This is a genomic window from Hyphococcus formosus, from assembly GCF_046736345.1.
In the GTDB taxonomy this organism is placed as follows: Bacteria; Pseudomonadota; Alphaproteobacteria; order Caulobacterales; family Parvularculaceae; genus Hyphococcus; species Hyphococcus formosus.
This window is the reverse complement of the sequence record NZ_CP157210.1, coordinates 2314397-2340899: the sequence shown is the minus strand read 5'-3', so window position 1 is coordinate 2340899 and position 26503 is coordinate 2314397. Positions and strand designations below refer to the sequence as shown.

25 protein-coding genes are annotated in these 26503 nt (G+C 51.3%); 14 read left to right on the top strand and 11 right to left on the bottom strand.

Annotation, left to right across the window (positions count from 1 at the left end; all coding sequences use genetic code 11):
* The first annotated feature begins 157 nt into the window (after positions 1–157).
* Positions 158–1009 carry a glycosyltransferase gene (locus ABFZ83_RS10735; RefSeq protein WP_411816551.1) on the top strand — a complete coding sequence of 284 codons (852 nt, stop codon included), beginning with the start codon at positions 158–160 and terminating at the stop codon, positions 1007–1009.
* Here ABFZ83_RS10735 and ABFZ83_RS10730 read toward each other — a convergent pair.
* Genes ABFZ83_RS10730 through ABFZ83_RS10715 form a run of 4 tightly spaced genes read right to left on the bottom strand, consistent with a single transcriptional unit; the run spans position 1006 to position 7525 of the window.
* Entirely contained in the window at positions 1006–4209 is a 3204-nt protein-coding gene (locus ABFZ83_RS10730) for an exostosin family protein (protein WP_411816550.1), read from the bottom strand. The genes ABFZ83_RS10735 and ABFZ83_RS10730 overlap by 4 nt on opposite strands.
* Before the next feature lie 17 nt (positions 4210–4226).
* A complete protein-coding gene (locus ABFZ83_RS10725) occupies positions 4227–5435 on the bottom strand; it encodes an FkbM family methyltransferase (RefSeq protein WP_411816549.1) in 1209 nt (402 codons plus the stop codon).
* Between the two features lies 1 nt (position 5436).
* Positions 5437–6222, bottom strand: a complete 786-nt coding sequence (locus tag ABFZ83_RS10720) for an FkbM family methyltransferase (RefSeq protein ID WP_411816548.1) — start codon at positions 6220–6222, stop codon at positions 5437–5439.
* A 34-nt stretch (positions 6223–6256) separates the two neighbouring features.
* Complete coding sequence (locus ABFZ83_RS10715; protein WP_411816547.1) at positions 6257–7525, bottom strand: hypothetical protein; 1269 nt, start codon at positions 7523–7525, stop codon at positions 6257–6259.
* Positions 7526–7779: 254 nt separating this feature from the next.
* Here ABFZ83_RS10715 and ABFZ83_RS10710 point away from each other — a divergent pair, with 254 nt between their 5' ends.
* The 5 genes from ABFZ83_RS10710 (at position 7780) to ABFZ83_RS10690 (ending at position 11781) form a co-directional block, all read left to right on the top strand.
* Positions 7780–8577: an FkbM family methyltransferase gene (locus ABFZ83_RS10710; RefSeq protein ID WP_411816546.1), complete on the top strand. Its 798-nt coding sequence runs from the start codon at positions 7780–7782 to the stop codon at positions 8575–8577.
* A gap of 138 nt (positions 8578–8715) precedes the next feature.
* Positions 8716–9585, top strand: coding sequence for an ABC transporter permease (locus tag ABFZ83_RS10705; RefSeq protein ID WP_411816545.1), 870 nt, complete (start codon positions 8716–8718; stop codon positions 9583–9585).
* A gap of 9 nt (positions 9586–9594) precedes the next feature.
* Positions 9595–10344 (top strand): ABC transporter ATP-binding protein, encoded by a 750-nt coding sequence (locus ABFZ83_RS10700; RefSeq protein ID WP_411816544.1) that lies wholly within the window; start codon positions 9595–9597, stop codon positions 10342–10344.
* A gap of 42 nt (positions 10345–10386) precedes the next feature.
* Positions 10387–11343: a glycosyltransferase family 2 protein gene (locus ABFZ83_RS10695; protein ID WP_411816543.1), complete on the top strand. Its 957-nt coding sequence runs from the start codon at positions 10387–10389 to the stop codon at positions 11341–11343.
* Positions 11344–11394: 51 nt separating this feature from the next.
* Positions 11395–11781 (top strand): GtrA family protein, encoded by a 387-nt coding sequence (locus tag ABFZ83_RS10690; RefSeq protein WP_411816542.1) that lies wholly within the window; start codon positions 11395–11397, stop codon positions 11779–11781.
* A gap of 5 nt (positions 11782–11786) precedes the next feature.
* Here the strand turns inward: ABFZ83_RS10690 and ABFZ83_RS10685 are convergent, their stop codons facing one another.
* Together ABFZ83_RS10685 and rfbC are read right to left on the bottom strand one after the other, a co-directional pair.
* On the bottom strand, positions 11787–14147 hold the full coding sequence (locus ABFZ83_RS10685; protein WP_411816541.1) for a S8 family peptidase: 2361 nt from the start codon (positions 14145–14147) through the stop codon (positions 11787–11789).
* Positions 14148–14257: 110 nt separating this feature from the next.
* Entirely contained in the window at positions 14258–14809 is a 552-nt protein-coding gene (rfbC, locus tag ABFZ83_RS10680) for a dTDP-4-dehydrorhamnose 3,5-epimerase (RefSeq protein ID WP_411816540.1), read from the bottom strand.
* A 268-nt stretch (positions 14810–15077) separates the two neighbouring features.
* On the opposite strand from rfbC, the gene ABFZ83_RS10675 reads away from it, so the two are divergent.
* The 4 genes from ABFZ83_RS10675 to ABFZ83_RS10660 all read left to right on the top strand — a co-directional run bounded on the left by ABFZ83_RS10675 (position 15078) and on the right by ABFZ83_RS10660 (position 19393).
* Entirely contained in the window at positions 15078–16124 is a 1047-nt protein-coding gene (locus ABFZ83_RS10675; RefSeq protein WP_411816539.1) for a ribonucleotide-diphosphate reductase subunit beta, read from the top strand.
* A gap of 62 nt (positions 16125–16186) precedes the next feature.
* On the top strand, positions 16187–17509 hold the full coding sequence (locus ABFZ83_RS10670; protein WP_411816538.1) for an alkaline phosphatase family protein: 1323 nt from the start codon (positions 16187–16189) through the stop codon (positions 17507–17509).
* Positions 17510–17629: 120 nt separating this feature from the next.
* Positions 17630–17842, top strand: a complete 213-nt coding sequence (locus ABFZ83_RS10665) for an AMP nucleosidase (RefSeq protein WP_411816537.1) — start codon at positions 17630–17632, stop codon at positions 17840–17842.
* Between the two features lie 96 nt (positions 17843–17938).
* Positions 17939–19393 carry an alanine/glycine:cation symporter family protein gene (locus ABFZ83_RS10660; RefSeq protein WP_411816536.1) on the top strand — a complete coding sequence of 485 codons (1455 nt, stop codon included), beginning with the start codon at positions 17939–17941 and terminating at the stop codon, positions 19391–19393.
* A gap of 1 nt (position 19394) precedes the next feature.
* Here the strand turns inward: ABFZ83_RS10660 and aguB are convergent, their stop codons facing one another.
* Positions 19395–20246, bottom strand: coding sequence for an N-carbamoylputrescine amidase (aguB, locus tag ABFZ83_RS10655; RefSeq protein ID WP_411816535.1), 852 nt, complete (start codon positions 20244–20246; stop codon positions 19395–19397).
* 82 nt (positions 20247–20328) lie between these two features.
* Between aguB and ABFZ83_RS10650 the strand changes: the two genes are divergently transcribed.
* From ABFZ83_RS10650 to ABFZ83_RS10640, 3 genes are read left to right on the top strand one after another with little or no spacing between them, the layout of a single operon-like run.
* Entirely contained in the window at positions 20329–20967 is a 639-nt protein-coding gene (locus ABFZ83_RS10650; RefSeq protein WP_411816534.1) for a 2-hydroxychromene-2-carboxylate isomerase, read from the top strand.
* Between the two features lie 38 nt (positions 20968–21005).
* Positions 21006–21308 carry a hypothetical protein gene (locus tag ABFZ83_RS10645; RefSeq protein ID WP_411816533.1) on the top strand — a complete coding sequence of 101 codons (303 nt, stop codon included), beginning with the start codon at positions 21006–21008 and terminating at the stop codon, positions 21306–21308.
* Positions 21309–21318: 10 nt separating this feature from the next.
* A complete protein-coding gene (locus ABFZ83_RS10640) occupies positions 21319–22461 on the top strand; it encodes a serine hydrolase domain-containing protein (protein ID WP_411816532.1) in 1143 nt (380 codons plus the stop codon).
* Here the strand turns inward: ABFZ83_RS10640 and ABFZ83_RS10635 are convergent, their stop codons facing one another.
* Positions 22462–22749 (bottom strand): hypothetical protein, encoded by a 288-nt coding sequence (locus ABFZ83_RS10635; protein ID WP_411816531.1) that lies wholly within the window; start codon positions 22747–22749, stop codon positions 22462–22464.
* A gap of 106 nt (positions 22750–22855) precedes the next feature.
* Entirely contained in the window at positions 22856–23824 is a 969-nt protein-coding gene (locus tag ABFZ83_RS10630; RefSeq protein ID WP_411816530.1) for an alpha/beta fold hydrolase, read from the bottom strand.
* A 96-nt stretch (positions 23825–23920) separates the two neighbouring features.
* Here ABFZ83_RS10630 and ABFZ83_RS10625 point away from each other — a divergent pair, with 96 nt between their 5' ends.
* A complete protein-coding gene (locus ABFZ83_RS10625) occupies positions 23921–24349 on the top strand; it encodes a PaaI family thioesterase (RefSeq protein ID WP_411816529.1) in 429 nt (142 codons plus the stop codon).
* 1 nt (position 24350) lies between these two features.
* Here the strand turns inward: ABFZ83_RS10625 and rarD are convergent, their stop codons facing one another.
* Both rarD and ABFZ83_RS10615 read right to left on the bottom strand, forming a co-directional pair.
* Positions 24351–25271, bottom strand: a complete 921-nt coding sequence (rarD, locus tag ABFZ83_RS10620; protein ID WP_411816528.1) for an EamA family transporter RarD — start codon at positions 25269–25271, stop codon at positions 24351–24353.
* A gap of 71 nt (positions 25272–25342) precedes the next feature.
* Entirely contained in the window at positions 25343–26371 is a 1029-nt protein-coding gene (locus tag ABFZ83_RS10615) for an aspartate-semialdehyde dehydrogenase (RefSeq protein WP_411816527.1), read from the bottom strand.
* Positions 26372–26503: the final 132 nt, after the last annotated feature.

Sequence of the window (26503 nt, the reverse complement as noted above, 5' to 3'; positions counted from 1 at the left end):
CGGTAACAAAATCTATTGATGAAAGCCTCTGGCGTTCCGCGCCGGAGGCTTTTTTTTTCTGACGACACGCGTGTAGAAGGGATCGAGCGGCTAATCCTATGTTGATTGGCTAATCATTATATCGGGGCCTGTGTGATGCCTTGGTAGTGAAGAGGATATGATGACCGGCGCATCCAATCATGCTTACACCGAAGCTGACGACCGTCGCGATGCGTGTTCCTTTACGGTTGTCACGCCTGTCTTAAATGGTGAGCGGTTTTTGGAAAAAACCATCGCCTCCGTTCGTCAACAATCCTTCGAGAATTTTGAATATCTGATTGTTGATGGCGGCTCGACTGACGGCACGCTGGCGATCGCGCACGCCGCGGCAGAGCGCGATTCCCGCATACGGATTATCGAGCACCCGGGCTTGGGCCAATATGCGTCAATTCTCGAAGGGTTTCGCGCGGCCCGCGGTAAGTGGCTGTCATGGTTGAATGCCGATGATTTATACACCGGTTGGGCATTAAAAACGGTTTCTGAACAGGCAGACGATGTTGTCTGGGTGATTGGGTTCCCGGCCTGTTGGGACGAGGCGGATAGTCTGCGCTTTTTACGGCCAGAGGGGTGGCGGCCCCAAAAACTGATCCGCGATGGCTGGTTTCACAGCGGCCTCTTAGGGTTCATCCAGCAAGAAAGTATCTTCTTTAAACGCAGCTTATTTGAAAAACTGTCCGATGCGGAGCGGCAAAAATTTTCCGATGCGAAGCTCGCGGGCGACTATATCCTTTGGAAATTATTTGCCGCTCACGCCAAGCTGGAAACAATCCCGACCGTGTTGGGTGGTTTTCGGCGACATGGTGAAAATCGTTCGATCACGCTTCAACAGGAATATCTCGATGAGATAAAACGCGACGGCACAATCGAGCTACCTACCCCTGTCGCAAATCTCGTACGCGCTATCTATCTTCGGGTTTCTTCGACGCGCGCCGCGCAACTTGCGCACCGCGAAGATATGAAAAATCGCTAAGCCTGCAATTTTTTCAATTCCGAAACGGTTTCATTGACTACGCGAATCCGTTCCCTGATTAAGTTTCGGGGGTCGCCGAACAATTTGCTTAGGCGCTTTTGCGTTTCAAGGTACCGCTCAGCAAAGGCATGATCCGGTTCAAATGCCCGGATCGTTGAAATCGCCTCGTCGGCGCTCAGGCCATATAAATTGATAAATGTGTCATCGGAGACAAGCTTATGTACCTTGTGGTTCTCGCTGGCATAATAGAGCGGAATGCCAAGACAGGCATAGGCATCAAAAATTTTCTCGGTGATATAGTGGTGCTGATGCGTATTCTCGAGACCCGAGATAATCAAACAATTCCGATTGAGCGAAGCCAGCTTGTCGAGATGCCAGTCGGGTAATGCCTGGCGCGGCCCCGCTTCATTCCAGCCTTTGCCGCAGCGCAAAGCATCGTCAAACCCATCGGCAATACGCGTGCGATATCCAGATAGTCCGTATAAATCTGATTCCGGATAGGAAAAATCATAGCGGTCGTCTTCGCGTCGCTCGGCAAAAAAGGCTGCCTTCCATGATGCGTTCTTCCAAATGTCCAGAATTTCGTCAGTACTTAAGGCTGCATTTTTCTGAAACAGATTGGAATATCGAAGAAAATAATGATCTTCAGTGGTGATAAAATAAGGAATTTTATCGAAGGCGAATATCGAGGACGTGATGTGATTGAGGGCGCGATATTCGATATTTCGTCCGTTTGCATTGATATTCGCAATGTCTTGATCATAGGCGCTTGCCCAGACCGTATCCCATAACGGTTCTTCGGAGATAATTATCGGCGTTGATTGTGTTTCTATTGCGAGCGACGCAATTTTCTCGTCACGGAAATCGATATCGAAGCCGGTAACGAGTGTACTGCCCTCGGTCATTTCATCGACAAACTCGATATATGGCTCGAATAGATTTTGATATGCCGGATAAGAAAGGGGTGTGCGATTAGCGTGTTTGCCGCGCAAAATTATCCGCGATTTTTTATCCGGGAGATGGTTCGTTCTTTGAATGCTGGTGGTTTTTAAAACTGAGGCAACATGTTTCAGGTGCGCATCATTGGCGTCCTGTGCCACTGCACGATTGACATATCTTTGCAATGTTTCCGAGCGCGAGAGCATTTGCGTAAATGCTTCCGGGTCGATCATCGCGCGTGTCGAAATCGCTCTAAGGAATAGGCGTTTGCTGGCATTGTCACCTTTTTCAAAACCGAGGCGGCCACATTCGTTCAGGTTTTTTAAGTCGAGCGGTAGTTCCGAAATATATCGTTTCGATGCCACCTTTTGTTCGTGTTTTAAAACGCAATCCTGAACGTCATAGACAAATGTATCAGCGCCGTACAAAAGCAGGAGCTGCCGCATTGCTTTTCTTTTATTGGCGATAAAATGCTCGTCTTTTGAAAGCGCTGCGAGTTGATCAGGAAGCGCCGCAATAGCTTCGGGTGTTTCCTCGACAACAATCGCGGCCTCTTTCCAAAGATCCATGTTGCCGGGCGGCAGATAGGTGTCTGCCATGATAACGGGGATGGCACCGGAAGCGATTGACTCCCAGAGGCGGATCGAATTTGGCCCCGACCCTGACGGGCAGAGAGAAAAAATACTGCGGTTCAGTGTGGCTTTAAAAAGTTCGCTGTGGTCAAGGTCGATCAGCCCAGTCGGGTCCGCATGTTCGGACTTTACCTGATGGCTGTAGACAATCTTATTGTAGTGCCAATCCTCGCGTCCAATCACCAGGCCGCGCGGATCATCCGATAACATATCAATAATATGAAGCCGCGTGTCGGTCAGATACCATTGATTGGATTTCGCACCAATAAATGAGAACAGAAAGTCACGCTCGCGTTCTGATGCTTCATTGTCGCCGACTTGAACAGGATAGAGCGGGAAGGGATGTATATTAATGCCGTTTCGGGTTTTTTCCGGTAATCCGTCCTTTGTTTCGTGGGTCCAGAAAATGTCGGTAATGCCGCATTTCTTGAATATATCGAGAAAGTCTTTCATCAAAATATGCTGGCAAACCGTTACGACCGTGCGACCCGGCGGCGATATTTTTTTGGCGAGCTTCAGGGCTTCGTTCTCAATCGCCGGTGCGTCGTCAGCATTGTTGTTCGCTTTGTCGATCAAGGTCGCCCAAGGGAAAGCGAAATAGGTTATCGTCGCGTTCTTCGGCATCCATTCCCGGATTTTTTCATAGGCATGTTTTTCGGTAATTGCCGGAAACTGCCATTTATCATCAAACGCAATGATCGGCCCGTGTCCGCCTTCGCTCTGGCCTTTAGCCATTTCAATTTCGCGATAGGCGTAGTGATTTTTCAGCGTACGGTCATCAATCTTTATCCGGCTTGGCCGTGCCGCAACTTTGATTTGCTTACCGTTTAGTTCGGCCTTTTTGAGGGCATCAAAATTCGATTGTCGCTTCGCAAGCGATAGATGAGAATCGATTTCGCTCTCATACTCGTCGCGATTGGCACTGCTTAATTGGCCAGACCGAATAGAGAAAACAGCTAAGGGGTGGGTAGTTTGGTAAAGTTCATTTTGCTGGGCGAATTTTCGCCATAAATTCCAATCACCGGCAAATCGAAAGCTGCGGAAATCTGCATCGGGATCAATTTTCCGCCATAACGCGTTGCGGAAGAATGTTCCCTCGGATTGGATGAACTCCCAATGAATACCGTCACAAAGTCCGTTTTTAGCAATAACCGAACCGACCGGGCGGTTGGTATGCAGCATCGAAATGTCGTCTGCCGCGAGCGCCGCGGTCCCGGTTAGCCACGTAATATCTTTCGCCGATGGGCTGACCTCTATTTGTCCGATTAAGGCAAAGGCCCCCGGTAAGAAAACATCGTCAGCGTTTATCCAGCACATCCAATCATTTGAATTGATTGAGAACTGATCAAACCCTTTGGTGATGGCGTCATACATGCCGTCATCATTTTCAGAAGAAAATGAAAACTTATAGTTCCGCGCAACAATCGGGAAGGCACTAGAATTGGCAAGGTCTTGCCACGCACGGAGCTTTTCGGTCGTATCATCGACGGAGCCACCGTCAGAGACATGGTGATAGATCTCGATATTACCGGATTGCGTTGCAACGCTCATCAAGGTTCGTTGAATAGTTTCAGCAGCATTGAAACTAGGGGTAACGACAAATATTTTTGGAACAGGCGCTTGTTGCATTATTTGATCATCACATTCTAGCGGTAATACCAATCATCCCACTGTGCTTCAACGCGGGTATATCCGTGAGCGGAGAAAAGATCATATAGCTTTTCGCGTATGGGCGCGTAGTTGTGCTCGACGGTCCAGCACCGAACGTCCCATTGGTCGAAGGGAAACTCTTTCAAGATCTCAAATTCGCTGCCTTCGGTATCGACACTGATATAGTCGATCTGTTTGGGTGCGTTATATTTTTTTAGAAAGTCATCCAGGGAGATAGTCGTTAGGGTCGTAGTGTTTCCGGAATCTTTAAATGCGCGGCGGTGTTCGCCATGCTTATCTTCGTCTGCATGCCGCGCCATACCGCCAAATACGTCGGCAAATATGAACTCAACGCTCTCGCCAGTTTTTCCGCTAATGCATTCGTCCGTTACGATTGTGTCGCGGTTCTTCCGCAACTCTTCAAGGAATTTCGGATTGGGCTCTGCCAGAACGCCTTGCCAATTAAACTCTTTTTCGAGCAGGTAGCTATTACTTAGCGCAATGCCGTCAGTTGCACCGAACTCGACAAAAAAACCATTTTGTTTGTTACCACACATCTTGAGCGCCCAAAGGTCTTGTCCCAGTTGGGACATCGACTTGCTTTCAAGGCTCTGATCTTTTTCACCGTCGTTTGATTTCGATCTATACAGTTGGTTCCGTCTGAGCGCGTGTGATAATTCTTCGTTCAAAACTGCCAATTCGGTACGTAGCATCGATACGCGGTCATCGATTTCTTTCGCCGATTGAACTTCTTTCAATCGCCATGTTTCAGTGCTAATCCGATTGGCCGCATCGGGAAGCAGTCCGAGAAAAATTTGTTCACGAACGACAATCTCATGGATCGATAGCCCACCCGAATTTCTTAGGGCCACCGTTTGTTGAGCTCTGTCAAAGTAGTCTTTAGCGGCGTCCAACGATCCGCGAAGTAATAATAAGCGCCCTAATGTCTGATACACGCCAGCAATCAATATGCGGATGATTGCGGGTATGCTGCATCCAAGGGAATGGGCGCGCTTCACATAATTCGACGCACTTTCAGCAGCGCCCAATTGCTGATGGGCGCAGGCAGCAAAAGCAAAGGCAAGGGCTCCGCTTGGGTCATCCGAAAGTTGGTCATCAGAGAGCGCCGTAATTGCGCGCCAGTCGGCTTTGGCAAACAATTCCGCAACGCTTTCTGACTGTGTGAGATCGTGACCTTCAGACATGTCAGGAGGCTTTGTTGCGAGAAAGGAGGTCTTTGATAAGGTCGATTTGCGCTTCAGTTTTTAATATTTCCTGATCAACCTTTTCACTACGGAATTGGGCTTCCTGCGCAATTTTCTCCAACCGTGCGATTTCGGCCTTGGCATCCTCTAGCGCTTTGCGAGTCTGTGTGAGTTCGACAAAATGCTGCGATAATTTTGCCTCGATGGCGGGGAAGTCAGGGTCGCGACTGTTCACCGAAACGGCAAAGCCGCGCTCGGTTAGATAGGCAATATGGTCTTTCGCGGTTTTACTGTTTTCGTAGAGCGCATTTTTCGTGCTCATGACTTTGATGACGGCGAATTTTCTCAGCAAATCCGCCTCGCCAAGAGCGTTTAGAATTTCATGCTCAATTCCGGGCGTATCAACAATCAGCAAATGACGTTCTTTTTCGGTCAGCGATAACCCCGAAATAAAATCGCTCGCGCTGACAGCGTTCAAGGATAGCGATTTTATGATTTCGATATTGGGGAATAGCTTTTTCAAACCGGATGGTGTGTTTAAACTATTCGCACGCTGAAAGTTAAACACATTCAGAACCCGCTCGCCGGCTTTCCCGGCGATCGCCATTGTGTGAACCGTAACTTTGGGATTGTCCTTGTTTTTCGCGGAGAGATATTCAGCAGTTTCGGGATTGGCTTCGACGAGAATAGTACGCCGCGCCGTAGCGTTCGCGTGGTCGTCTTGCGCGCCGCGTCCCGCACCGAGATGCACAATCGTATCAAATTTCGTTTCCGTATAATCGGACAATGGACTGTTCCTTTTGCAGTCGTAATTGAATTATTTACCGCGATTTTCCGGTCGCTGGTTTCAGCGGACGCCCCTCAGCTTTTCCGTGTCGCAAATAGTGAAGAAGTGGGTTTTGACCCGTCGCGGCAATGTCGGGGTTCGCCCTTAAATAAGCCGCGCCATCGAATTTCGGGCCCGGGGAGCGTCCCTCTGAGAAACCGTGACGGACATAATGTTCGGCGGCATCTGCGCGCATCTTTGCGACATCATCATATTTAGAAATGTACCAAGCCTGATCGAATAGGGGCGAGCGCCGGATCAAGGCGGCTTGTCGTTTGGTGCGAAGCGTTTCGGTAATTTTGTTTGAGCCGCCAATTGATTTGCGTACCCACCGAACGGGTGCTGTCAGCCGCCATGACGTGCTTGATCGAATTTTAGCAATGTCATTTTTCAGAAGGGCGATTTCTTTATTCAGCTTTTTAATTTTGTTCGCGTCAGAACCCGATAGGACCGTCGATTTATATTTCTTTTCCAGCTCGGTTTGGACCGCGAAAAGTTGCGACCGAAGAAGGTTGTTTTCTTCCGCTTTGTGCGCCAGCTTTTCGATTTCGCCGTTCGATGCATCAAGTGATTGTTGGAGTTCGTTCAATCGCCCACGAAATTTATTGAATTCAAAATAGGCGGCATTTCCAATTGGGGTGGATTTGCTCGGAAAGCGAAGGGCCGATACGTCGAATTCGGCAGCCATCTCCGCAACGGTTGATGATTCCGAAATTAGCTTTTCGGCCAAAAGCAGGGACAAGGCGTTGGGCGGGGTGAGTTCCCGGGATGGCGCAATGTCAGCATCGATATCAAAATAGTCTTTGCTGGCAAATTTGAAATGGTCAGCATCGCGATGGGCGCAATCAATATCGATCAACACCGATTTGCTTCGGTGATGCCGAAAGACGTCGAGAGCCGGGGCGGATAGTTCGCTCCATGCCGTGATCGCTTCCACCGGGCGATCTCCCCGATCGATGGCGCGCGCCACAAAAAACAGCGCGCTTTCAAAAAGAATCAGCCCCCTAACATTTGAATCGTCGAGAAGCGTGTCAAAGAGCGGCCAACATTGGCCGCCAAGTACAGAAATCGCGTCATCGCCGTATTTTTCAAAGCGCTCCTGCGCGTTGACGACCAGCTTGGTATCAAGCGATCTCCCCTCTGTGGGCAGCCCTCCCGGGGCGAGATCATGCACGGAAATTGGCGCATTCCCTGATGCCGAGGTGAATCTAAACGCAATTTCATTTTGTGTTTCGCTCTGTGCGAGGCCAATTACCAGGCGCATGTACCAGTCCTAAGAGGTTAATTTGACGGGAAAATGTGTGGCTAATTCCTGTACTATATCAGCGCTTGATGCTAGCAGAATCAATATTCGAAAGTGATCAAAAGGTCCACCCGCGCGCTTTTCTGACGCTCGCATTGTGCTTTTTGACGGACAAATGCTAGAGGGCAAATCCCCGCTATCAATTTGTTGCGGGCCGGAAATGAAATTTGGAGAGTTTTGTGCGCGATTTCCTGAAACGAATGAAGACTGAGCTAATGCCGTCGCAGCCGGCGAAACCATCTCCGTCAACCAAAACCGCCGACGCACCCAGCGCTACCCAGCCGCCAAAGGCTCCAAAGCCGGTCATCGTCAAAGGTCCCGCTCCATCCCGGCGTGTTCCGACCAAGGCATCGGCATTGCAACAGCTGAAACATATGGGAGTCCCCGTCGAGACAGTTCTTGATGTCGGCGTTCTGACATGCACCGGGGAGCTAATGTCGCATTATCGCGACAAGTTTCAGCTCCTCATGGAGCCCATCGAAGAATGGAACGACACGATCAATAAGAATTATTCTTCTGCGGCGGTAAAATACGAACTTCTCAATGTGGCCGTTTCCGATAGCGACGGGGAAATCGCGATGGAGGTCGCAACCGTTCGCGATACCCAGAAGATTACTCATGCGCGCATGAGTGATGAAGCGACACCGGACAAGCGAATTGTCCCGATGCGTAAGATCGATACAATCGTGGCAGAGCGGACGCTCGAAAAACCGTTCCTGTTAAAGGTCGATATCGACGGCGCTGAGTTACAAGTTATCGCTGGTGCCGAAAAAACGCTTGCCGATTGTAGTGTCGTTATACTCGAAGTCGGCATCACAAATATGCTTGAGCGGATTCAGGCGGTGCAGAAAGCAGGATTCCAGATCTTCGATATTGTCGATATTTGCTATTATAATGGTCGTTTTGTTCAGGCAGATATCATTTTCTTAAGCCACAAAACCATCCAGGAGTACGACCTTAGTGTGTATAAGGATGGATTCGACATCAGCAAGTGGAAACCTTATCAGCCCTAAACGCTTTTGTTTCCCAATGCTTAAAGCGCAGAAATTAGAGCGTAGGCACCAACTGGCGTTTCAATTAGGTGTTGCTGCTGCGGGGGCGTTCTTTATCTATTTAGGTCGATCTTCCTATACTTATGAATTGCACCATCAATGAATAGTGTCGTAACAGAGCCAGAATCGAATTCAGCTTCGTCTGAAAAAACGCCAATTTACTATTTTGATGCGTCGAGTAGTCGTTTTGACTATGCATTTGAGGACCTTAAGCGGGCATTCGCGCGGCCTAAACTCATTTGGTCATTAATCCGTACAGGATTTTTTACGCGCTATCACGGTACCGTCCTTGGTGGGCTCTGGGTGACGGCGACGACCGGAATAACCATCAGTGGTCTTGCGGTGCTCTATGGTCAGATATTCGGCGCAAATTTGACGGAATATTTTCCTTACGTTGCTGTCGGGATCGTCGTCTGGGGATTAATCTCTACGATTATCAACGACGGCGCGTCAGTATTCCTGGCTGCTGCCGGGACGTTTAATCAATCGCCAATCCCGAAGAGTTTATTTGTCGTTCGCGCAATCGGGATCGCCGCGCTTGGATTTTGCTACAAATTGATCGTGATCGCTGCGGTCGTCCTGGCCGTAGGGTTACGTCCCTCGCTCGGTGATGTTGCTCTTGCGACTTTTGGGCTTTTGCTTGTTTTTTGGACAGGGTTTTGGTTCGCGTTGGGACTGGGTACCATTGGAACGCGCTTTCGCGATATCGGACAGCTCACAAGTGCGGGGCTTACATTCGCGTTTTTCGTGACGCCCGTTTTCTGGCAGGCCTCACGGCTGGGCGAATATCAGTTTATCGTGAACTATAATCCGTTGGCGCACTTTCTGAATGTTGTACGTGGGCCATTGTTGGGATTGGACGGCGTGATGACGAGCGTCATCTGGGCGAGCGGGTTTTCTGCACTGGCGACGATATTTGGCGTTGTGACTTTCGGATATTTTGCGCGTCGTCTTTGTTACTGGAGTTAGCCACACCCCATGGCCTCAATTGAACTCAAAAATGTTGGTGTGCACTATCTAATTCCGCAGGCGAAATCTGCGGGTCTTGTTGGTGCTGTACGGTCATTGGCGATGGGCGGCGTGATCGGCAAGCAGCACGGGCGCGTTGGTGTCACGGCGCTCGACGATATTAGCCTATCGCTAGCGAATGGTGATCGATTAGGGCTGATCGGCCATAATGGCGCAGGCAAATCAACTTTGTTGCGCGTGTTGGCGGGCATTTTACCTCCGACATCGGGGCGCATCAGGGTCGAGGGACGGATTTCTGCGCTCATGTCAATTCAGCTTGGGCTGGATTCCTATTCCACGGGATATGAAAATATCCGTAGTCGCGCGCGATTTATGGGCCTCTCCGAAGATGAAATCGACGCGAAATTCGACGATATCGCCAGCTTTTCGGAACTTGGTGATTATCTCGACTTGCCAATCCGGTCCTATTCGGCGGGCATGCGCCTGCGACTCGCTTTTTCCATTGCGACAGCCTTTAGCCCGGAAATTTTGATCTTGGATGAGTGGCTCTCAGCCGGTGACGACTATTTCCAGAAAAAAGCGCGAACACGGCTGACCGGCCTAATCGACAAAACCGGGATTTTTGCTTTTGCCAGCCATAATGATGGGTTGATGGAGCGGATGTGCAATAAAGGTTTAGTCTTGCATCAGGGAAAACCAGCGTTCTTTGGCGAAATAAAAGAGGCATTGGCGTTCCACAAGGATAAGCCTAAAACATGATCCTGAGGTCTCGCGACAGGATCAGAAAAAACTGGAATGACAATGGCTCAGAACCCAATGATTAGTGTTGTTGTCCCGATGTATAACGAAGAAGAGGTCATTGACGTCTTCTTCGAGGCGATCACCCCGGTTCTTCGTTCGCTGACGGATAATTACGAAATCATTTGCGTCAATGATGGCAGTTCCGACATGACGCTGCCCAAGCTGATTGCTGCGCGCAATAATGATCCCGCAATTAAGATCGTCGATCTAAGCCGAAATTTCGGCAAGGAATTGGCGCTGACCGCAGGACTTGATTTTGCGACCGGGGATGCGGTTGTGCCGATTGACGCGGATCTGCAAGACCCGCCCGAACTGATCACAGAGATGGTCCAAAAGTGGCGTGACGGCGCGGATATGGTGATTGCCGTTCGGTCAGATCGGGACAATGACGGGTGGTTCAAACGAAAATCGGCAGAACTGTTTTATCGGGTTGCGGGCCGCCTCAGTGATACCGGAATTCCCGATAATGCCGGTGATTTCCGTTTGATGGATCGCAAAGTGATCGAAGCTTTGCGGGCGATGCCTGAACGCACCCGATTTATGAAGGGCATCTTTGCGTGGCTGGGCTTTAAACAAGCGGAAGTCACCTATGCGCGCCCTAAACGCGCTGCTGGTACGACGAAATGGAAATTCTGGAAGTTATGGAATTTTGCACTTGAGGGGATATTTTCCTTTACCACGCTTCCTCTTCGGATTTGGACCTATATCGGCTTTGCGGTTTCGGTGATCGCACCGGCCTACGGATCATTTATCGTCGTTCGGACATTGATTTTCGGGAATGATGTTCCGGGTTACGCCTCAACGATTACGCTTATTCTGTTCTTCAGCGGCTTGAATATGCTGGGCTTGGGAATTCTAGGCGAATATGTCGGCCGCGTTTTTATGGAAGTGAAACGTCGCCCGCTTTATTTGGTGCGCGAGGCCATCGGTCTTGAACTGGAAAAGGAAGAACGCTGAATATTCCGATCGGTGCAATTTTCGGTTTCGGGTGCATGTCAGGCTTGAATTATGAGAGACGTTGATATCCGAACAGAAGCCTTTCGACTGGTCCGTTTCTCAATTGTGGGCGGCGGAGCAACCATTGTGCATATGGCAGTGAGCCTGAGCCTTGCGGGCTTTTTTTCATTTGCCGCTCAGATCGCTAACTTGATCGCCTTTTTAACCGCGTTTTGTGTCTCCTTTCTGGGACACTATTTTTATACGTTCAAAAGCCAGCAAGCGATGATCCGGGTGATTCCGAAATTCGCGATCGCGGCTGTATCCGGTTACGCAGCCAGTGCCTTGCTGTTGTTTCTATTGCGCTATGTCGATATCGACGGACAAATCAAATTGATTCTCGCGGCGATAGTAGTGCCGATTGTCAGCTATCTGATCAATCGGTTCTGGGTATTTTAGCGGCGCTAGAAGGAAAATTTGCTACGCACAAGCGCCGTTGTCTGGTCCGGTAAATCGAATGCGCCGAAGGTCTGGTGAATAAGGTTCAGGTCGATCGCGCCAAATTCCGAGGACAAAAGGCGATAGCTTGCTTCAAAATCCAGTCTTCGACTATCTGCCGCTAGCGAAGCGCGCGTTGGCGTGAAGGTCAAAACCTGCGATGCCTGATCGAAAGCGGTCGGTAGCAATAAGTCAACGCCGCCTGCCTCGACCTGCATTGGCTGGCTGATGCCTATCCACAGGATATCATTCGCGCCAAAAACCTTGTCCCGTGAAATGGCGAATGACGCCTGGGTCGTGACAAGCGACAGCTGGTCATTCGTAAACTGATCGAACAAGGTGGCGTCAGACTTGGTCAGGCCAACCGAAACGCGTCCATGCAATTGCCAAAGGGGCGACATCCGCCAGCGTCCATCAATTGCAGAATAAATCGTCGTAGCCTCGTTATTGCCGGTAAAATCTGCGCCGAGCACGGCCCCTTCTTCAAAGCGCAGACCTTGTTCGATGCGCAACGTGGCTTTTGGGCTGGAATAACTCAGCCCTGCCCGCGCTACCGTAATGGTGGGGGTGGTTTCAGTTGGGTCTATGTCAAAAAACTCGTCCGTCGCTTCGTATAGTGCGTCGTCGCCAACGCTTGTGGTGATGTCGAGCGACAGCCGCTTGGAAAGCGCTAAGCGCATTTGCGACGTTAACGCGCTGTCTGATTTGGGAAGGAATGAATCAGTGAAAGCGGCGCGACTCAGGAATGGTGTTTGTCGTGTTGAGAGAGTCATTTCATCGGCAGCTTTGCCGCTAAAGCCCTGCGCAACAAAAAATGAAAGCGTGTCAGTGACATTGGCAATTGTTGCAACAGATAGGGTTTCTTCGATCAGACCGTTCTTCGAACCGCGATCATGGGCGAAGGCAATCTGATTGTTCATGAAGGAGCGCGCGCTGCGATCTCGTGCACTCATTTGAAGGTGCATCGAAACTCGATCATTCAACCGCCGCGATGCAAATCGATGGTCGTTGAACGGACTGAAGCTGTTTTCAACATTGAATGCCGTTGGGAGGGATTGGCGAATTGTACCGCCCAATGGTGTTCTGAAATCACGGTTATAGGCATCAAAAACGATGATTTCGCTTAACCCCGCAAAGCTTGTGCCGAATGCATCGGACAGTTCACCGCCGATATCGTCGGCATCGACAGACGTGCCGTCTACACTAGATGTGGAAGCGCCGCCGATGGGTTGAACAGCAGCCTCTAAATTGAGAAGTCCGCGACCATAGATTGCGTCCGTACCCGGCAAGCCCAGGTCAGTAGCGCTGGTCAGCAATATATCGACGACCTCTGTTGCGGAAAGATTCGGCCAGAGCGAGCGTAATAATGCAGCGGCCCCTGCGATATGTGGCGTGGCGGCACTGGTTCCTGAGAACGCGCGCGTGCTACCCGGTGTTCCTTCAATCGTCACACCACGGATGAGTTCGCCGGGCGCGACAAGATAAATTTCTGCAGCATCGCCAGCGCGATCTGAAAAAGACGAAATATTGTTAAACCGATCAACAGAACCCGCAACGATCGCCGCAGGCGCACCGGGAACATCGAGCGCCCCTAATGCTGAAAGATCGGGGTTGGCATCACTATCATTCCCAGCGGCGAGAACTGTGACAATGTCTGCATTCTTGGCAGTGGTTAGATATTGCCGGAAATCACCTCGCGCGCCGTCTTCATCCGACCCGAAGGACATATTGATTACGTCGACGCCTAAATTGGCCGAGCGATTGACGCCTTCGCGGATCGCGCTGCCATATAAAATATCCTCTTCGCCGTCATCGTCCGCGCGATAAATCAGCAAGGTGGCAAAAGGCGCGACCCCATGAATACCGGAATCGTCTTTGTTGGCTGCCACAATACCCGCCACTGGCGTGCCGTGGTCGTCACTATCCTGAAGGTTCGGGCCGCCGTCGCGGGCGTTATCGGTTCCCACCACGCTCGCAATTACAAGGTCTGCACTTTGCGGGTGAAGGCGGTTTTCAAATTCCGGATTGTCGAGGTCGATCCCTGAATCAATCACCGTCACCACAATATTGTTGCCGGTCGCACCTGCCTCATAGGCGTCTAGCGCGGAAATCTGGGCGAGACTGGGCTGGCGGTTATATTCTGCGGTGTCGAATTCGGTTGGCGCTGGGGTGGGTTCAGGCTCGGGCGCGGGCGTCGGGGCCGGTGTCGCGACCGGGGCAGGGGTAAAGGGGGTTTGGCTTCCACCTCCGCCGCCGCCACAGCCCGTCAATCCAAGCAGCGCTGCCGCTACGATTGGGGAATAAAATACTATACGAAACAAGGGCATACCGATTACCGCACTTCAAAAGGTCACAAAATCTCCAACGCCCGTCACTTATAGTGCGGGACGGGAAGCAAATGGTAAATGCCTGGCGCGCGTAAAAAGCAGTAATGAAATCAGAATGGCGACGAGAAATCGGCCCATTCTGGGGCTTTTGCGTCTTTTTCCGAGAGCGATGCTGATTCGGGCCGAATGCCCCAATCAATCGCCAGATCCGGATCATCCCATTTTACCGAACCGTCGCTGGCCCCGTCATAAAAGGCGTCGACCTTATAGGCCACTTCGGTATCCGGTTCGAGGGTCGCAAAACCATGTAAAAAGCCCTTCGGCACAAAAATCTGGGTGCCATTCTCGGCGCTTATCTCGGCTTTGACCCACTGGCCGAAGCTTGGCGAATCCTTTCGTGCGTCAACGGCCACATCAATAATCGCCCCTCGTAAAACCCGGACGAGCTTGCTTTGGGCGAAGGGCGGCGATTGGTAATGTAGGCCGCGGACCGTACCTTGGCGCGCGGAATAGGAGTGATTGTCCTGAACGAAATCGCACTCAATTCCAGCAGCCTTGAACGCCTTTGCGTTATAGGTTTCGCTGAAAAAACCACGATCATCCGAAAAACGCCGCGGCGTAATGAGCTTAACTTCCGGAATAGCGAGGGCGGTTACATCCATGGGGTCAGTCCTTTGGTCGTTTGAGCTTTCATCAAGCGCAGGCAGCTATGGGATGCAAGTCTTGTAATTGAATGAAAATTTCGCGGTGATATTCCGCCGCCGTGGTCGCCTGCATTCGGTGCGGCCTGCCAGCAAGTTATCCACAGGGAAAACTCCTTCAGATTGTGAGACCCCGATATCTTGCGTGTGAAATCAAATGAAGGCACAAAATAGGGTATTGGCACGCCAATTGGCGCATTCCGATAAAACTGATTTCAGGATTTCCAAAATGCTCAATGAATCGACGTTGAATTCTTCTTTGCCTGGCTTGATGACACCTTCCCATGCCTACAAGCCATTCCGCTATCCGTGGGCTTATGAATTCTGGAAACGCCAGCAGCAGGTTCATTGGATGCCCGAAGAGGTGCCGCTCGGCGAAGATTGTAAAGATTGGGCGAATACGCTGAATGACTCCGAGCGCAATCTCCTGACACAGATTTTCCGCTTTTTCACGCAATCCGATATTGAGGTGAACGACAATTATATGGAGCGCTATGCGCGCGTGTTTAAGCCGACCGAAGTCAAGATGATGTTGTCGGCGTTTTCCAATATGGAAACCGTTCATATTGCGGCATACGCGCTATTGCTCGAAACCATCGGCATGCCGGATTCGGAATTTTCCGCATTCCTCGAATATGAGGCAATGCGCGACAAGCATGATATGATGCAGCAATTTGGTGTGGATACGAATGAAGACATCGCGCGGACACTGGCGATGTTTGGCGGTTTCACTGAGGGGCTTCAGCTATTTGCGTCTTTCGCAATGCTCATGAACTTCCCGCGCTTCAATAAAATGAAGGGCATGGGGCAGATCGTGACATGGTCGATCCGCGATGAATCGCTACACTGTGAAGGCATCATCAAGCTCTATCACGCCTTTGCACGGGAAACGAATTGCGTCACCAAGGCTGTAGCGGACGATATTGTCGATTGCTGCAAGACCGTTGTGGGGCTTGAAGACAAGTTTATCGATCTCGCATTCGAGATGGGTTCGGTCGAGGGAATGACCCCGGAGGATATCAAGCAATATATCCGGTACATTGCTGATTGGCGTCTTGATCAACTGGATCTGCCCAAAATTTATGGTGTCGAAAAACATCCGCTGCCTTGGCTGACGGAAATTTTGAATGGCGTTGAACATGCGAACTTCTTCGAGGCGCGTGCAACGGAATACTCCAAAGCTGCGACGCGCGGCGATTGGCATGGTGATAGCGGTGTCTGGGCGAATTTCGATCAGATGATGGAAAAGCGGAAATTGGCACCCACAGAAAGCTGATTTCTTTTTGCCATAGTGTCACGATTGGATGATAAGTAAGTCTTCGAACTATCGGAGAGATCATGTCTGCAATCATCCAATCGTTGAAAAAAAACCTATTGTCGCTTTGTTTTGCGGGCTGCCTTGCGGCCTGCGCCACCCCGCCAATTGTTGCTGGAACCACTAAGGCCGCTGCGTCCACGACGCAGAATGAGAACGACCAGTATGTGATCCTGATCGGGCTTGATGGCTTGCGGAATGATGCGATTGATCGGTTCCCGGAGGCTGCGCCAAATCTGCGGGCATTAGCGGCGAGTGGCGTTCGCGCCAAGGGCATGTATCCGTCGATGCCTAGCGTGACTTTTGTGAATTTCTATGCGCTAGCCACTGGGCTTCATTCCGAGAATACCGGCATTGTTTCTAATTCTACCTATAGTCGTCATCTTGATCGGGTTATGGCGCGTTCGGAACATTCTCTTTCCGAATGGTGGGGCGGGGAGCCAATCTGGGTTACCGCAGAAATACAGGGCGTGAAAGCCGGCACGATGTTCTGGCTTGGGTCCGAGGCGGAAATTGGCGGTGTGCGCCCAAGCTATTGGCTGCCCTATGAACATATGAAGCCATATGATGCGCGTACGGAAGAAGTGCTTTCTTGGCTGGCCAAACCGATTGAGGAGCGCCCGCGCTTTGTAACGATCTATTTCCACGCCGTTGACTCCGCAGCGCATGTTTATGGCGTCGGGTCAAAAGAAGAGCGTCAGGCCATTGCAGAAGTTGATGCGCAAGTCGGCGCACTAATGGCCGGTGTTGAAGAGCTTGGCCTTGGCGATCGCGCCAATTTCATTGTCGTCTCAGATCATGGCATGGCAAATGTCCCCGACACGAATATCATCAATCTTGATCAATTTGTTTCTTTTGACGGTCTCTTCATTCCGGAATTTCACGGACCCGATGGGGCGGGGCGTAGCCCGCTCATACATATTTTCGATGATGGCGGCGATATTGATGCGGCTTACGCAGCGCTTTCAAAAGCCTCATTGACGAACAGTTTCACGGTCTACCGGCGCGAGAACCTGCCCAAGCGCTGGCACGTCAACAACCCTGAGCGCACCGGTGACATCGTGGTTGTGGCCGATGTCGGCTGGCTGTTGTTTGGGGAGGTGCTCACGGCGAAATATCCGGCAGCGCCGCTTGGGGGTGTTCATGGTTATGACCGTCACGCTCCGTCAATGCTGGCGACCTTTATTGGTGAAGGGCCGCGATTTGCCGATGGCGCTGTCGTCGAGCCGTTCGATAATGTCGAGGTTTACGGCATTATTGCGGAGATTCTGGGCCTGACACCTGTGGAAACTGACGGTGATCTCACGAATGTCGAACACTTGTTAACGCCTTTGTCGGCTGAATAGTTCGCCGAACGCGCGGGATAATGCGAATATTTGTTCATCAGTGGACAAGGCACTTGCGTCTCGCCATATTCCGCGCGAAACCATATTTCTAATTGAGACCAATAAGAAGGCCGCATACTCATGTCGAATGAACCTGAACGTATCACGATCCTGGCACGCGAATTCACCGCTGCTGCGTTGGAGTTCCACCGCGGGAAAATGGCCGAACGCGGCTACCGCATGGAAGGTTCCATCACACCGCGCGTTTTCAAGATGATCGAAGGCATGGACGCGCCAAAAGATTTGTTCGAAGGCGACTCACTTTTCGCAGTGACTTTCGTCAAAAAGGACTAAGCGTTAGCGGAATTTGCCGCGAAATTCGACATTCTTGCTAAAGTGCGTTAGGGATCAGCATCCCGTCTTAATTACAAAACGCAAAAAGCGAGAAATATGTTCGCGGCAATAAACGCAATCATCTGGGGTAAACTCCTCTTATTCGTCCTTGTACCGATCGGATTGTGGTTCACGATCCGATCGAATTTCGTTCAAGTCCGCCATTTCACGGAAATGTTTTCGATTTTCCGGCAGGCATTCGGACGAAAGACCGATCAACCTTCATCTTTTCAGGCATTGGCGCTTTCCGTCGCGGGACGTGTCGGTGCGGGTAATATTGCCGGCGTTGCCGTTGCAATTGCTCTGGGCGGTCCCGGTGCCGTGTTCTGGATGTGGCTCGTCGGTCTTGTTGGCATGGCGACGAGCTTTTTTGAATGCTCCATTGCGCAATTGTTCAAGCGACGCGAATCTTCTGGCAATTTCCGCGGTGGGCCGGCTTTCTATATTCAGCACGGATTGAAGAAACGGTTGGGCCCGGCGGCACCGATCTTGGCCGGCATTTATTCCATTTTGCTGCTTGTTGCCTTTGGTTTTGCATTCAATGTTTTACAGAGTTACGCGGTAACAACATCCATTAACGGCGCATTTGGCGTGCCCGCGCCGGCGGTCGGCGTGGTGCTGGCCGCGATGGTTGGCATTGTCATTTTTGGCGGCGTCAATCGTATTACGCGCGTGGTTGAAATTGTCGTCCCGGTCATGGCGGTGAGCTATATCGCGTTGGTATTATTCATTCTCGCCACGCGGATTACCGAAGTGCCGATGGCGCTGTGGACCATCGTTGAAAGTGCATTCGGCCTGAACGAAGCGGTTGCAGGCGGTATTGGCGTTGCGCTGACACAAGGCATCCGGCGCGGCCTTTTCTCGAATGAAGCAGGACTAGGCTCAGCGCCAAATGTTGCGGCGGTGGCCTATGTCCGGCATCCTGCGCGGCAGGGAATTGTTCAGGCATTTTCCGTTTTCATCGATACACTGATCATTTGTACCTGTACCGCGTCGATCATTTTGCTTTCTGGTGTCGATATTACGGACCCGAATATCGATGGCGTGCTGCTGACGCAGATATCGCTCGCGGCGCATGTGGGCGCTTGGGCCGATGACTTTGTTGCCTTTGCGCTGATGTTGTTCGTGTTCAGCTCGATCATGTATAATTACTTTCTTGGCGAGAACGCGCTCGATTTCTTCGTGAGCGACAACAAGTTCGTCTTTAATATTTTCCGTATCGCGACGCTGGGCTTTGTTTTGGTCGGCGCGAATGTCGATCTGAGCGCAGCATTTGGTTTTGCTGATGCTGCGATGGGCCTTCTGGCATTGGTCAATCTGTTCGCGTTGGTTCTCTTATTCCCGATTGGATTACGGGTTATGCGCGACTTCGATTCCCAGCGGCGCAGGGGGATCAGGCCGGTCTTTGATCCGCTGGATTATCAAGATCTCGATATCGATGAAGCCGCTTGGACGCTCGATGAGGAAGATGCCGGATTGCTGGCCAAAAAGCGGGCACAGCAGGCCTCTTGATTTAGCGACCGCCGGTCAACCGTCCGTATAGGTCTGGTCGGCGGTCACGGAAAAAGCCCCATCCCGCTCTTGTTTCTGCGATTTCATCAAGATCGATAGTCGCGGCGACGAAGCCCTCTTCTGTGCGGCTCATATCGCCCAGAAAATCACCGCCTTCATCAAGTATGAACGAAGAGCCATAGAATGACTGGCCGCCTTCGTCGCCAATTCTGTTCGCAGCAGCGACAGGCACGACATTCGACACCGCGTGGCCGGTCATGGCCCGCCGCCAGCGCGGCTGTGTATCAAGTGATGGGTTTTCAGGTTCTGTGCCGATCGCCGTCGGGTAGAATAAAACCTCAGCGCCCATCAGCATCATTGCCCGTGCGGCCTCAGGGAACCATTGATCCCAGCAAATGCCAACGCCGATCCGGCCAAATTTCGTGTCCCAGACTTTGAACCCGGTGTCGCCGGGGCGGAAATAGAATTTCTCCTCATAGCCCGGGCCATCAGGAATATGGCTCTTGCGGTAAAGGTCCAGCAAGGAACCATCAGCGTCTACGACGACAAGGCTGTTGTAATATTCCTGACCATCCCGTTCGAAAATCGAAAGCGGCAAAACAACCCCTAATTCCGCGGCCAGTGGCGCAAGCTTGGTAACCACGGGATGTTCTTTATAGGGATAAGCGGCCGCGAAATGTGCCGTGTCTTCGGTCTTACAGAAATAGGGGCCCTGGAACAGTTCTGGCGGTAATATGACCTGCGCGCCGTCTTTTGCGGCCTCGCGGGTCAGACGTGCGACCGTTTCAATATTAGCGTCCATATCGTCGCCAAAAGCGGCTTGAAGAACAGCAATGCGTAGCGTGCGGGCCATTTAAAAACCTTTCTGATATGATTGACGCATATACGCCGCCCACCAATGATGCAATCACGATGAGAGGGTAAGGACGGGCACCATGCCAACGCTTGATATTTATTGGTCTTTCCGCAGTCCCTATTCCTATTTGGCGATTGATCGTCTGGTTTCAATCCGTGACGAATTCGCCATCGACGTTCATTTTCGCCCGGTGCGTCCGCTTGCGATGCGCGAGCCTGACTTTTTCGAACGTGGCCGGAAACAATTTCTCCCTTATCTTTTTCGCGATGCCCCCCGAGAGGCCGCGCGCCTTGGCATTCCTTTTTCGTTACCCAATCCTGACCCGATCAATATGGATATGGAGAGCGGAAAAGTGGCTCCGGAACAGCCGCTTCTCAATCGCGTCATGGATCTGACAATCGCTGCCGAACACTTTGGCAAAAGCCTTGATTTTGCGCAGGCCCTATCGCGCCGCATATGGTCCGGCGAGGACTGGTCCAGTGAAAAGGCGCTGAACGACATTGCTGCGTCGGTTGCCCTTGATATAGCGGCGCTTGACGCGTGGATCACCGAAAATAGCGATGAAATTCAATCGACAATTGCCCGAAACGAGGCCAATCAGCTGGAATATCATTGGGGCGTGCCATTGATGGTGCTCGATGGGGAACCGTTTTTTGGTCAGGATCGTTTGGATTCTTTGATCTGGCGTCTTAAGGAAATAGATGCGAAACGCCAGTAAGGTCGAGAATTCTTTGATCGGCCAAAAGGGAGCCACAAATGTCGAAATTTATTGCGCTCGGTATCCTCTTGCTCGCGTGCGCCTGTGCCACCGTATCGCCGCGTATGCGCATCGAAAACCGGTTCGTTGAATTCGGCCTATCCGAAGACAAAGCCAGATGTATGGGCAACGAGCTTGATGATCGCCTGAGTCGCAGTGATTTGCGGGCGGTGGCTGATTTTATCGGCAATATCAACGAGGCTGCGTCGCCGGGCGAATCGCTTGATGCGCTACTAAGTATTGATAACCCACGTGCCGCAGGGGCGATTGCTCGCGCCGGTATTGCTTGTGCTTTTAGTTGATTGAGAGACCATGAACTGGACCAACGCCGCCGTCCCAAATGCTGCGGGAAAACTGACACCGGATTTTCAGCCTGTTGCTGATGCGTTTTCAAAGAACTTTGAAGAGGGGCTCGAACTGGGTGCCAGCTTTGCGGTGGTCCAGAACGGCGAATTGCTGGTTGATATTCGCGGCGGTTTTGTCGACCGAAAGAAAGAACATCCTTGGACAGATCAAACCATTGCCTGCATTTATTCTAGCGGCAAGGCGGTTGTCAGCTTTCTGATGGCCCGTGCGGTCAGCGACGGCAAGTTGGACTATGACAAACCCGTCGCCGCCTATTGGCCCGAATTTAGTGCGGCCGGAAAAGAGACGATAACCGTCGCCGAAATGCTTTCTCATCAAGCGGGGCTTTGCGGCTTCCCTGAGGAGATGGCACCGGAAAGCTGGCTCGACTGGGATGTCATCACCGGCAAGCTGGCAAATATGGAACCGCTGTGGCAGCCCGGTTCTGCCCACGGATATCATCCGCAGACGGTTGGTTACATGGCGGGAGAGTTATTGCGCCGCGTAACAGGGAAAACCGTCGGAACGCTTATTCGCGAAATTACCGATGAGGCTGGGCTGTCTATTTTTTGCGGATTAAATCCAGCGGAAATGGCGCGGGCCAGCTTTATGCCCAAACCGCCAAAAGCGCCTGACCTTGGTGTAATGAATGAATTCAAACAACTCGCTTTTCTAAAGCCTTGGGCCGCGCCGGCGCGGGTATCGCGCGAAGATTGGATGGCCGCAGAAATACCGGCGTCGAACATGCACAGCACCGCCGCTGCGCTCGCGTCGATCGTTCATCCGCTTGCAAATGGTGGCATTGCCATGAACGGAAATCAGTCTCTAACCGAAACTGCGATCGAGCAAGCCTTGAAGGAACGCATCACCGGTGATGATTTGGTGCTTCCGTTTCGGCTCTCATGGGCTGCCGGTTTAATGCGAAACATCAACCGCCATTTTGGGCAAAACGAAAATGCGTTTGGCCATGCGGGATTTGGGGGTTCCTGTGTGGTGGTTGACCCTGAAAACAATCTGTCGATCGCGTATGTAATGAATAAAATGTCACCGTATCTGGTGGGTGATCCGCGCGCCATTCGTTCGATCGATGCGGTATATGATTGCCTTTAGTCAAAATCTCAATCTCAGATCAAGGCTGACAAAAGCCGGTTGTGGATAGCCGGGATAGATTTTCCCCATCGTCTCGCAATCATCAAGGTGTTCCCGGCGCATTTGCGTATCGGCTCGGGCGAGCCTTGTGACAGCAAGTATCTGAAGATTTTTTTGTGCGATGTCCAGAGAATAGACCGGGCGCGGTTGCGCGCGATAAGGCGTTTGTTTGTCGAGTTTCGATCCTGCAGCCGCCGGTGCCGCACCAAGCACCAGCGCCATCGCCAATAGCGTGATTATCATTTTCATTTCTGTCTCCGTTACGCCTTGGTGAAACCGTGACAGAGGCAGATAACTGAAAACTTATCCGTATGATGAGATTTTAACGAAAAACTATGCGGGAACTTTTGATAAATTAAGTTGAAAATCGACGGTTCAGCCAGTCGATCATGATGTTGTTGACCTCGTTGGGTTTTTCCCATGTAACCCAATGTCCACAATCGGGAATGAGATGTTTTTCTAGGTCCGATACAAGTTCATCCATATCGGATGCGGTTTCCGGCGGTAGGAATAAATCAAGTTCTGCCCCCACCCAAAGTGACGGCACGCGCACCATCTCATCGCGGTTGGCCATATAGCGCCAATTTTCATCAACATTTCTGTATAAATTGATGCCGCCGTGAAAACCGCTATGACGATAGGCATCAATATAAACCTGCGCGTCTTCCGGCGATATAATCATACCGCTGTCACTCGGCTCGGATGCGTTTTTAAACCTTCCGGGTACGTCAAAAATATCTGGCACCAGCGCGGCCCATTTATCCCGCGCTACGGGCCGTCTGAACATCAATTTTACAAACCGTTCAACATCCGTCGCGAATAGGGTTTCAGGGACCTCCGGCGTTTGAAATTGGACGAAATAATGAATATCGCCAAATCGTTTGCGTAAAATGCTAATCGGCTCCACCGGCGCGCGGCGTCGCAGCGGGGTGCACAGACCAATAGCACCGGCAACCCGTTCCGGATGTAGCTGCGCCATGCTCCAGATCAGGCTGCCGCCCCAATCATGGCCGCAAAAAATGGCTTTATCGATTTCAAGCGCGTCCAATAAGCCGCAAAACTCTTCCGTGATGGTCTTTGCGTCATAAAGCGAAGGATCTTTGGGGGCATCTGAATATCCAAACCCTTTGAGATCAAAAGCGATAACGCGAAACCCCGCATCGGCAAGCGGACCGAGTTGATTTTTCCATGTATAGGCAATTTCAGGCCAGCCATGGACAAGGAGAACGGGCGGACGTTTCCTGTCCGGGTCACCGTCGGCTTCATAGACTGCAAATGTCGTTTCACCAGCTTTGATCGGTTTGGGGTTCGGAAACTTTGACATACTCAAACAGTCCTTGGAACAATTGCCGACTGCAAGTATTTTTTGCACCTGCGCTTTATCATTGCCTTATAGGCCAATTTGCTCTGTCATTCCTTCATGACTGACAAAAATGAACCGATAATCCCTGCGGGTTGGCAACTGCAATCCCATCACGAGACCTTTAGCGGTCAAGCAGGGCCATTCTATTTTCGCGACCCCGGACCAAAGCCGGGCGTCGGTTTTTTCTCCGAGCCGCATCATGCGAATCTTGCAGGCGTTGTTCATGGCGGCGCGTTGATGACGCTGGCGGATATTTCACTTTGGGATATCTGCGCGCGAGAGGTTGGTTTTTTTCGCGGCCTCACCGTGACCATGAATTCAGAGTTTCTCGGCCCCGGCCCTATTGGGGCGTTTATCGAAGCGACCGGCGAGGTGACCCGCGCGGGTCGAAAATTAATTTTTGCGCGCGGCATGGTGACCTCGGACGGTAAGCCGCTACTCAGCTATTCCGGCACGTTGAAGCGCCTGAGCGATAGTGATTCTTAGGCTAATTTGTGCGCAGGGCCGGGCGCGGTAAAACACTCGCGCGCCGGGCATCAAAGCTGAATATTGCGAGCGCAGTCCAGATCAGACCAAAACAAATCGCGTGATAAAGGGTAAATTTTTCGCCGAAATAAATCCCAAGCGCGAATTGGAGCGTCGGGCCGATATATTGCAAAAACCCCAGCGTTGAAAGGCGTAACCGGCGCGCGGCGAGTGCAAAGCAAACAAGCGGTATAACCGTGACAGGGCCTGCTAACACTAACAAGATATCCATTCCGATTTCGCCGGAAAGGAAAACAGCGTTGCCAGCTTTGATTAGCCAAATCAGATAAATCAACGCGATGGGTGACAAGAGACATACTTCAATAAAGAGTCCCGGCATTGCCCCAACGTTGGTGGTTTTTCGAATATATCCGTATGCGGTAAAAAGTGCTGCTAGCAATATTGACGTTAGGGGGAAAACCCCAGCGCCAAATGTTAATGTCAGCACACCTGCTGATGCCAACGCAACGGCAATAATTTGCGCTTTGCGTAGCGTTTCACCGAGGATGAAAACCCCGGCAGCCACATACATCAATGGATTGATATAATAGCCAAGGCTTGCTTCGAGAACGCGGCCACCAAGAACAGCGAGCACATAAATATACCAATTCGCTGCGATTGAGATTGCTGCGAGCGCCAGCATAAAAAGAACACGCTTGTCGCCCAAGGCCCCCAAGACCTCTGGCCATTGACGACGAAAGGTGAGGATGAGCGCGCCAAAAGGGACAGACCACAAAATACGGTGTGCCATGATTTCCATGGCGGATACAGCGTCCACCGATTTTATATAAATCGGAAAGATGCCCCAGATAAAATAGGCAATCACCCCGGTAATAAGTCCGAGGCGAATAGCGCTTTGCGCTGGCGTTTGTGATTCAGACATCTCAGGTGGTCCGGTTGCGGTCTCGCCTTATAGGCCGAGAGGGCAACCGGGCCTACCCGAAAATTGCGATTTTACGCGGCAGCGTTGTTCACGAGGCCGCGATTTAGGACGAGTTCAGCAATCTGCACCGCATTGAGCGCCGCACCTTTGCGGAGATTGTCTGAGACGCACCAGAAGGCAAGGCCGTTCTCGACCGTTGGGTCGACGCGAATACGGCTGATGAAGGTTGCAAAATCGCCGACACATTCGACCGGCGTGACATAGCCACCATCTTCGCGCTTATCGACGACCAGCAGGCCTGGCGATTCGCGCAAAATTTCACGAGCCTCATCATCCGAAAGCGGATTTTCCAACTCAACATTGACCGCTTCTGCGTGACCGACAAAGACTGGAACACGGACGCAGGTTGCGGTGAGTTTGATTTTGGAATCGAGGATCTTTTTCGTCTCCGACACCATCTTCCATTCTTCTTTGGTGAAGCCGTCTTCCATGAAAACGTCGATATGCGGAATAACGTTAAATGCGATTTGCTTTGTGAACTTCGATGGGGTCGGGTTGTCGTTGACGAAAATTCCTTTCGTCTGATTGAACAACTCGTCCATGGCTTCTTTGCCGGCACCGGATGTCGATTGATAGGTTGAAACCACGACGCGATTGATTTTAGCGGCATCATGTAGCGGCTTTAGGGCAACCACCAATTGAGCGGTTGAGCAATTCGGATTGGCAATGATGTTTTTCTTGCGCACATCAAGCACCGCATCGGCATTGACCTCTGGCACGATCAACGGAACATCCGGATCCATGCGGAAATGGGATGAGTTGTCGATGACAATCGCGCCCGCTTTTGCGGCCTTCGGTGCCCATTCTTTGGCAACAGAACCACCAGCAGCGAAAAGCGCAATATCAACCTTGGAAAAGTCAAACGTCTCAAGATCGCGGCATTTCAACGTTCGGTCACCATAAGAAACCTCACGGCCAATCGATTTACGCGAAGCCAATGCATAAACTTCCTTGGCAGGAAAAAGACGTTCTTCGAGAATGGCCAGCATCTCCTGGCCGACATTTCCAGTTGCGCCAACAACGGCGACATTCACTTCCATTATACGCACTCCAATTTTGCGTCTGCGTAAGAGCGATAAATGTACGCGACTGTCAAGCGCCGCTACGGTACTTATCCCTCAATCAGGAGGAGGCTGTGGCGTTTTGTGCTATCGATATTTGTTCTGCGCGGT

Bases quoted from the DNA above. Each gene is read 5' to 3' on its own strand.
- ABFZ83_RS10685 (WP_411816541.1), bottom strand. From the start codon at position 14,147: ATGCCCTTGTTTCGTATAGTATTTTATTCCCCAATCGTAGCGGCAGCG.
- ABFZ83_RS10690 (WP_411816542.1), top strand. From the start codon at position 11,395: ATGAGAGACGTTGATATCCGAACAGAAGCCTTTCGACTGGTCCGTTTC.
- ABFZ83_RS10735 (WP_411816551.1), top strand. From the start codon at position 158: ATGATGACCGGCGCATCCAATCATGCTTACACCGAAGCTGACGACCGT.
- ABFZ83_RS10625 (WP_411816529.1), top strand. From the start codon at position 23,921: ATGACTGACAAAAATGAACCGATAATCCCTGCGGGTTGGCAACTGCAA.
- ABFZ83_RS10650 (WP_411816534.1), top strand. From the start codon at position 20,329: ATGCCAACGCTTGATATTTATTGGTCTTTCCGCAGTCCCTATTCCTAT.
- rfbC (WP_411816540.1), bottom strand. From the start codon at position 14,809: ATGGATGTAACCGCCCTCGCTATTCCGGAAGTTAAGCTCATTACGCCG.
- ABFZ83_RS10675 (WP_411816539.1), top strand. From the start codon at position 15,078: ATGCTCAATGAATCGACGTTGAATTCTTCTTTGCCTGGCTTGATGACA.
- ABFZ83_RS10700 (WP_411816544.1), top strand. From the start codon at position 9,595: ATGGCCTCAATTGAACTCAAAAATGTTGGTGTGCACTATCTAATTCCG.
- ABFZ83_RS10630 (WP_411816530.1), bottom strand. From the start codon at position 23,824: ATGTCAAAGTTTCCGAACCCCAAACCGATCAAAGCTGGTGAAACGACA.
- ABFZ83_RS10710 (WP_411816546.1), top strand. From the start codon at position 7,780: ATGCCGTCGCAGCCGGCGAAACCATCTCCGTCAACCAAAACCGCCGAC.
- ABFZ83_RS10665 (WP_411816537.1), top strand. From the start codon at position 17,630: ATGTCGAATGAACCTGAACGTATCACGATCCTGGCACGCGAATTCACC.
- ABFZ83_RS10635 (WP_411816531.1), bottom strand. From the start codon at position 22,749: ATGAAAATGATAATCACGCTATTGGCGATGGCGCTGGTGCTTGGTGCG.
- ABFZ83_RS10730 (WP_411816550.1), bottom strand. From the start codon at position 4,209: ATGCAACAAGCGCCTGTTCCAAAAATATTTGTCGTTACCCCTAGTTTC.
- aguB (WP_411816535.1), bottom strand. From the start codon at position 20,246: ATGGCCCGCACGCTACGCATTGCTGTTCTTCAAGCCGCTTTTGGCGAC.
- ABFZ83_RS10715 (WP_411816547.1), bottom strand. From the start codon at position 7,525: ATGCGCCTGGTAATTGGCCTCGCACAGAGCGAAACACAAAATGAAATT.
- ABFZ83_RS10670 (WP_411816538.1), top strand. From the start codon at position 16,187: ATGTCTGCAATCATCCAATCGTTGAAAAAAAACCTATTGTCGCTTTGT.
- ABFZ83_RS10705 (WP_411816545.1), top strand. From the start codon at position 8,716: ATGAATAGTGTCGTAACAGAGCCAGAATCGAATTCAGCTTCGTCTGAA.
- rarD (WP_411816528.1), bottom strand. From the start codon at position 25,271: ATGTCTGAATCACAAACGCCAGCGCAAAGCGCTATTCGCCTCGGACTT.
- ABFZ83_RS10640 (WP_411816532.1), top strand. From the start codon at position 21,319: ATGAACTGGACCAACGCCGCCGTCCCAAATGCTGCGGGAAAACTGACA.
- ABFZ83_RS10695 (WP_411816543.1), top strand. From the start codon at position 10,387: ATGGCTCAGAACCCAATGATTAGTGTTGTTGTCCCGATGTATAACGAA.
- ABFZ83_RS10645 (WP_411816533.1), top strand. From the start codon at position 21,006: ATGTCGAAATTTATTGCGCTCGGTATCCTCTTGCTCGCGTGCGCCTGT.
- ABFZ83_RS10660 (WP_411816536.1), top strand. From the start codon at position 17,939: ATGTTCGCGGCAATAAACGCAATCATCTGGGGTAAACTCCTCTTATTC.
- ABFZ83_RS10615 (WP_411816527.1), bottom strand. From the start codon at position 26,371: ATGGAAGTGAATGTCGCCGTTGTTGGCGCAACTGGAAATGTCGGCCAG.
- ABFZ83_RS10725 (WP_411816549.1), bottom strand. From the start codon at position 5,435: ATGTCTGAAGGTCACGATCTCACACAGTCAGAAAGCGTTGCGGAATTG.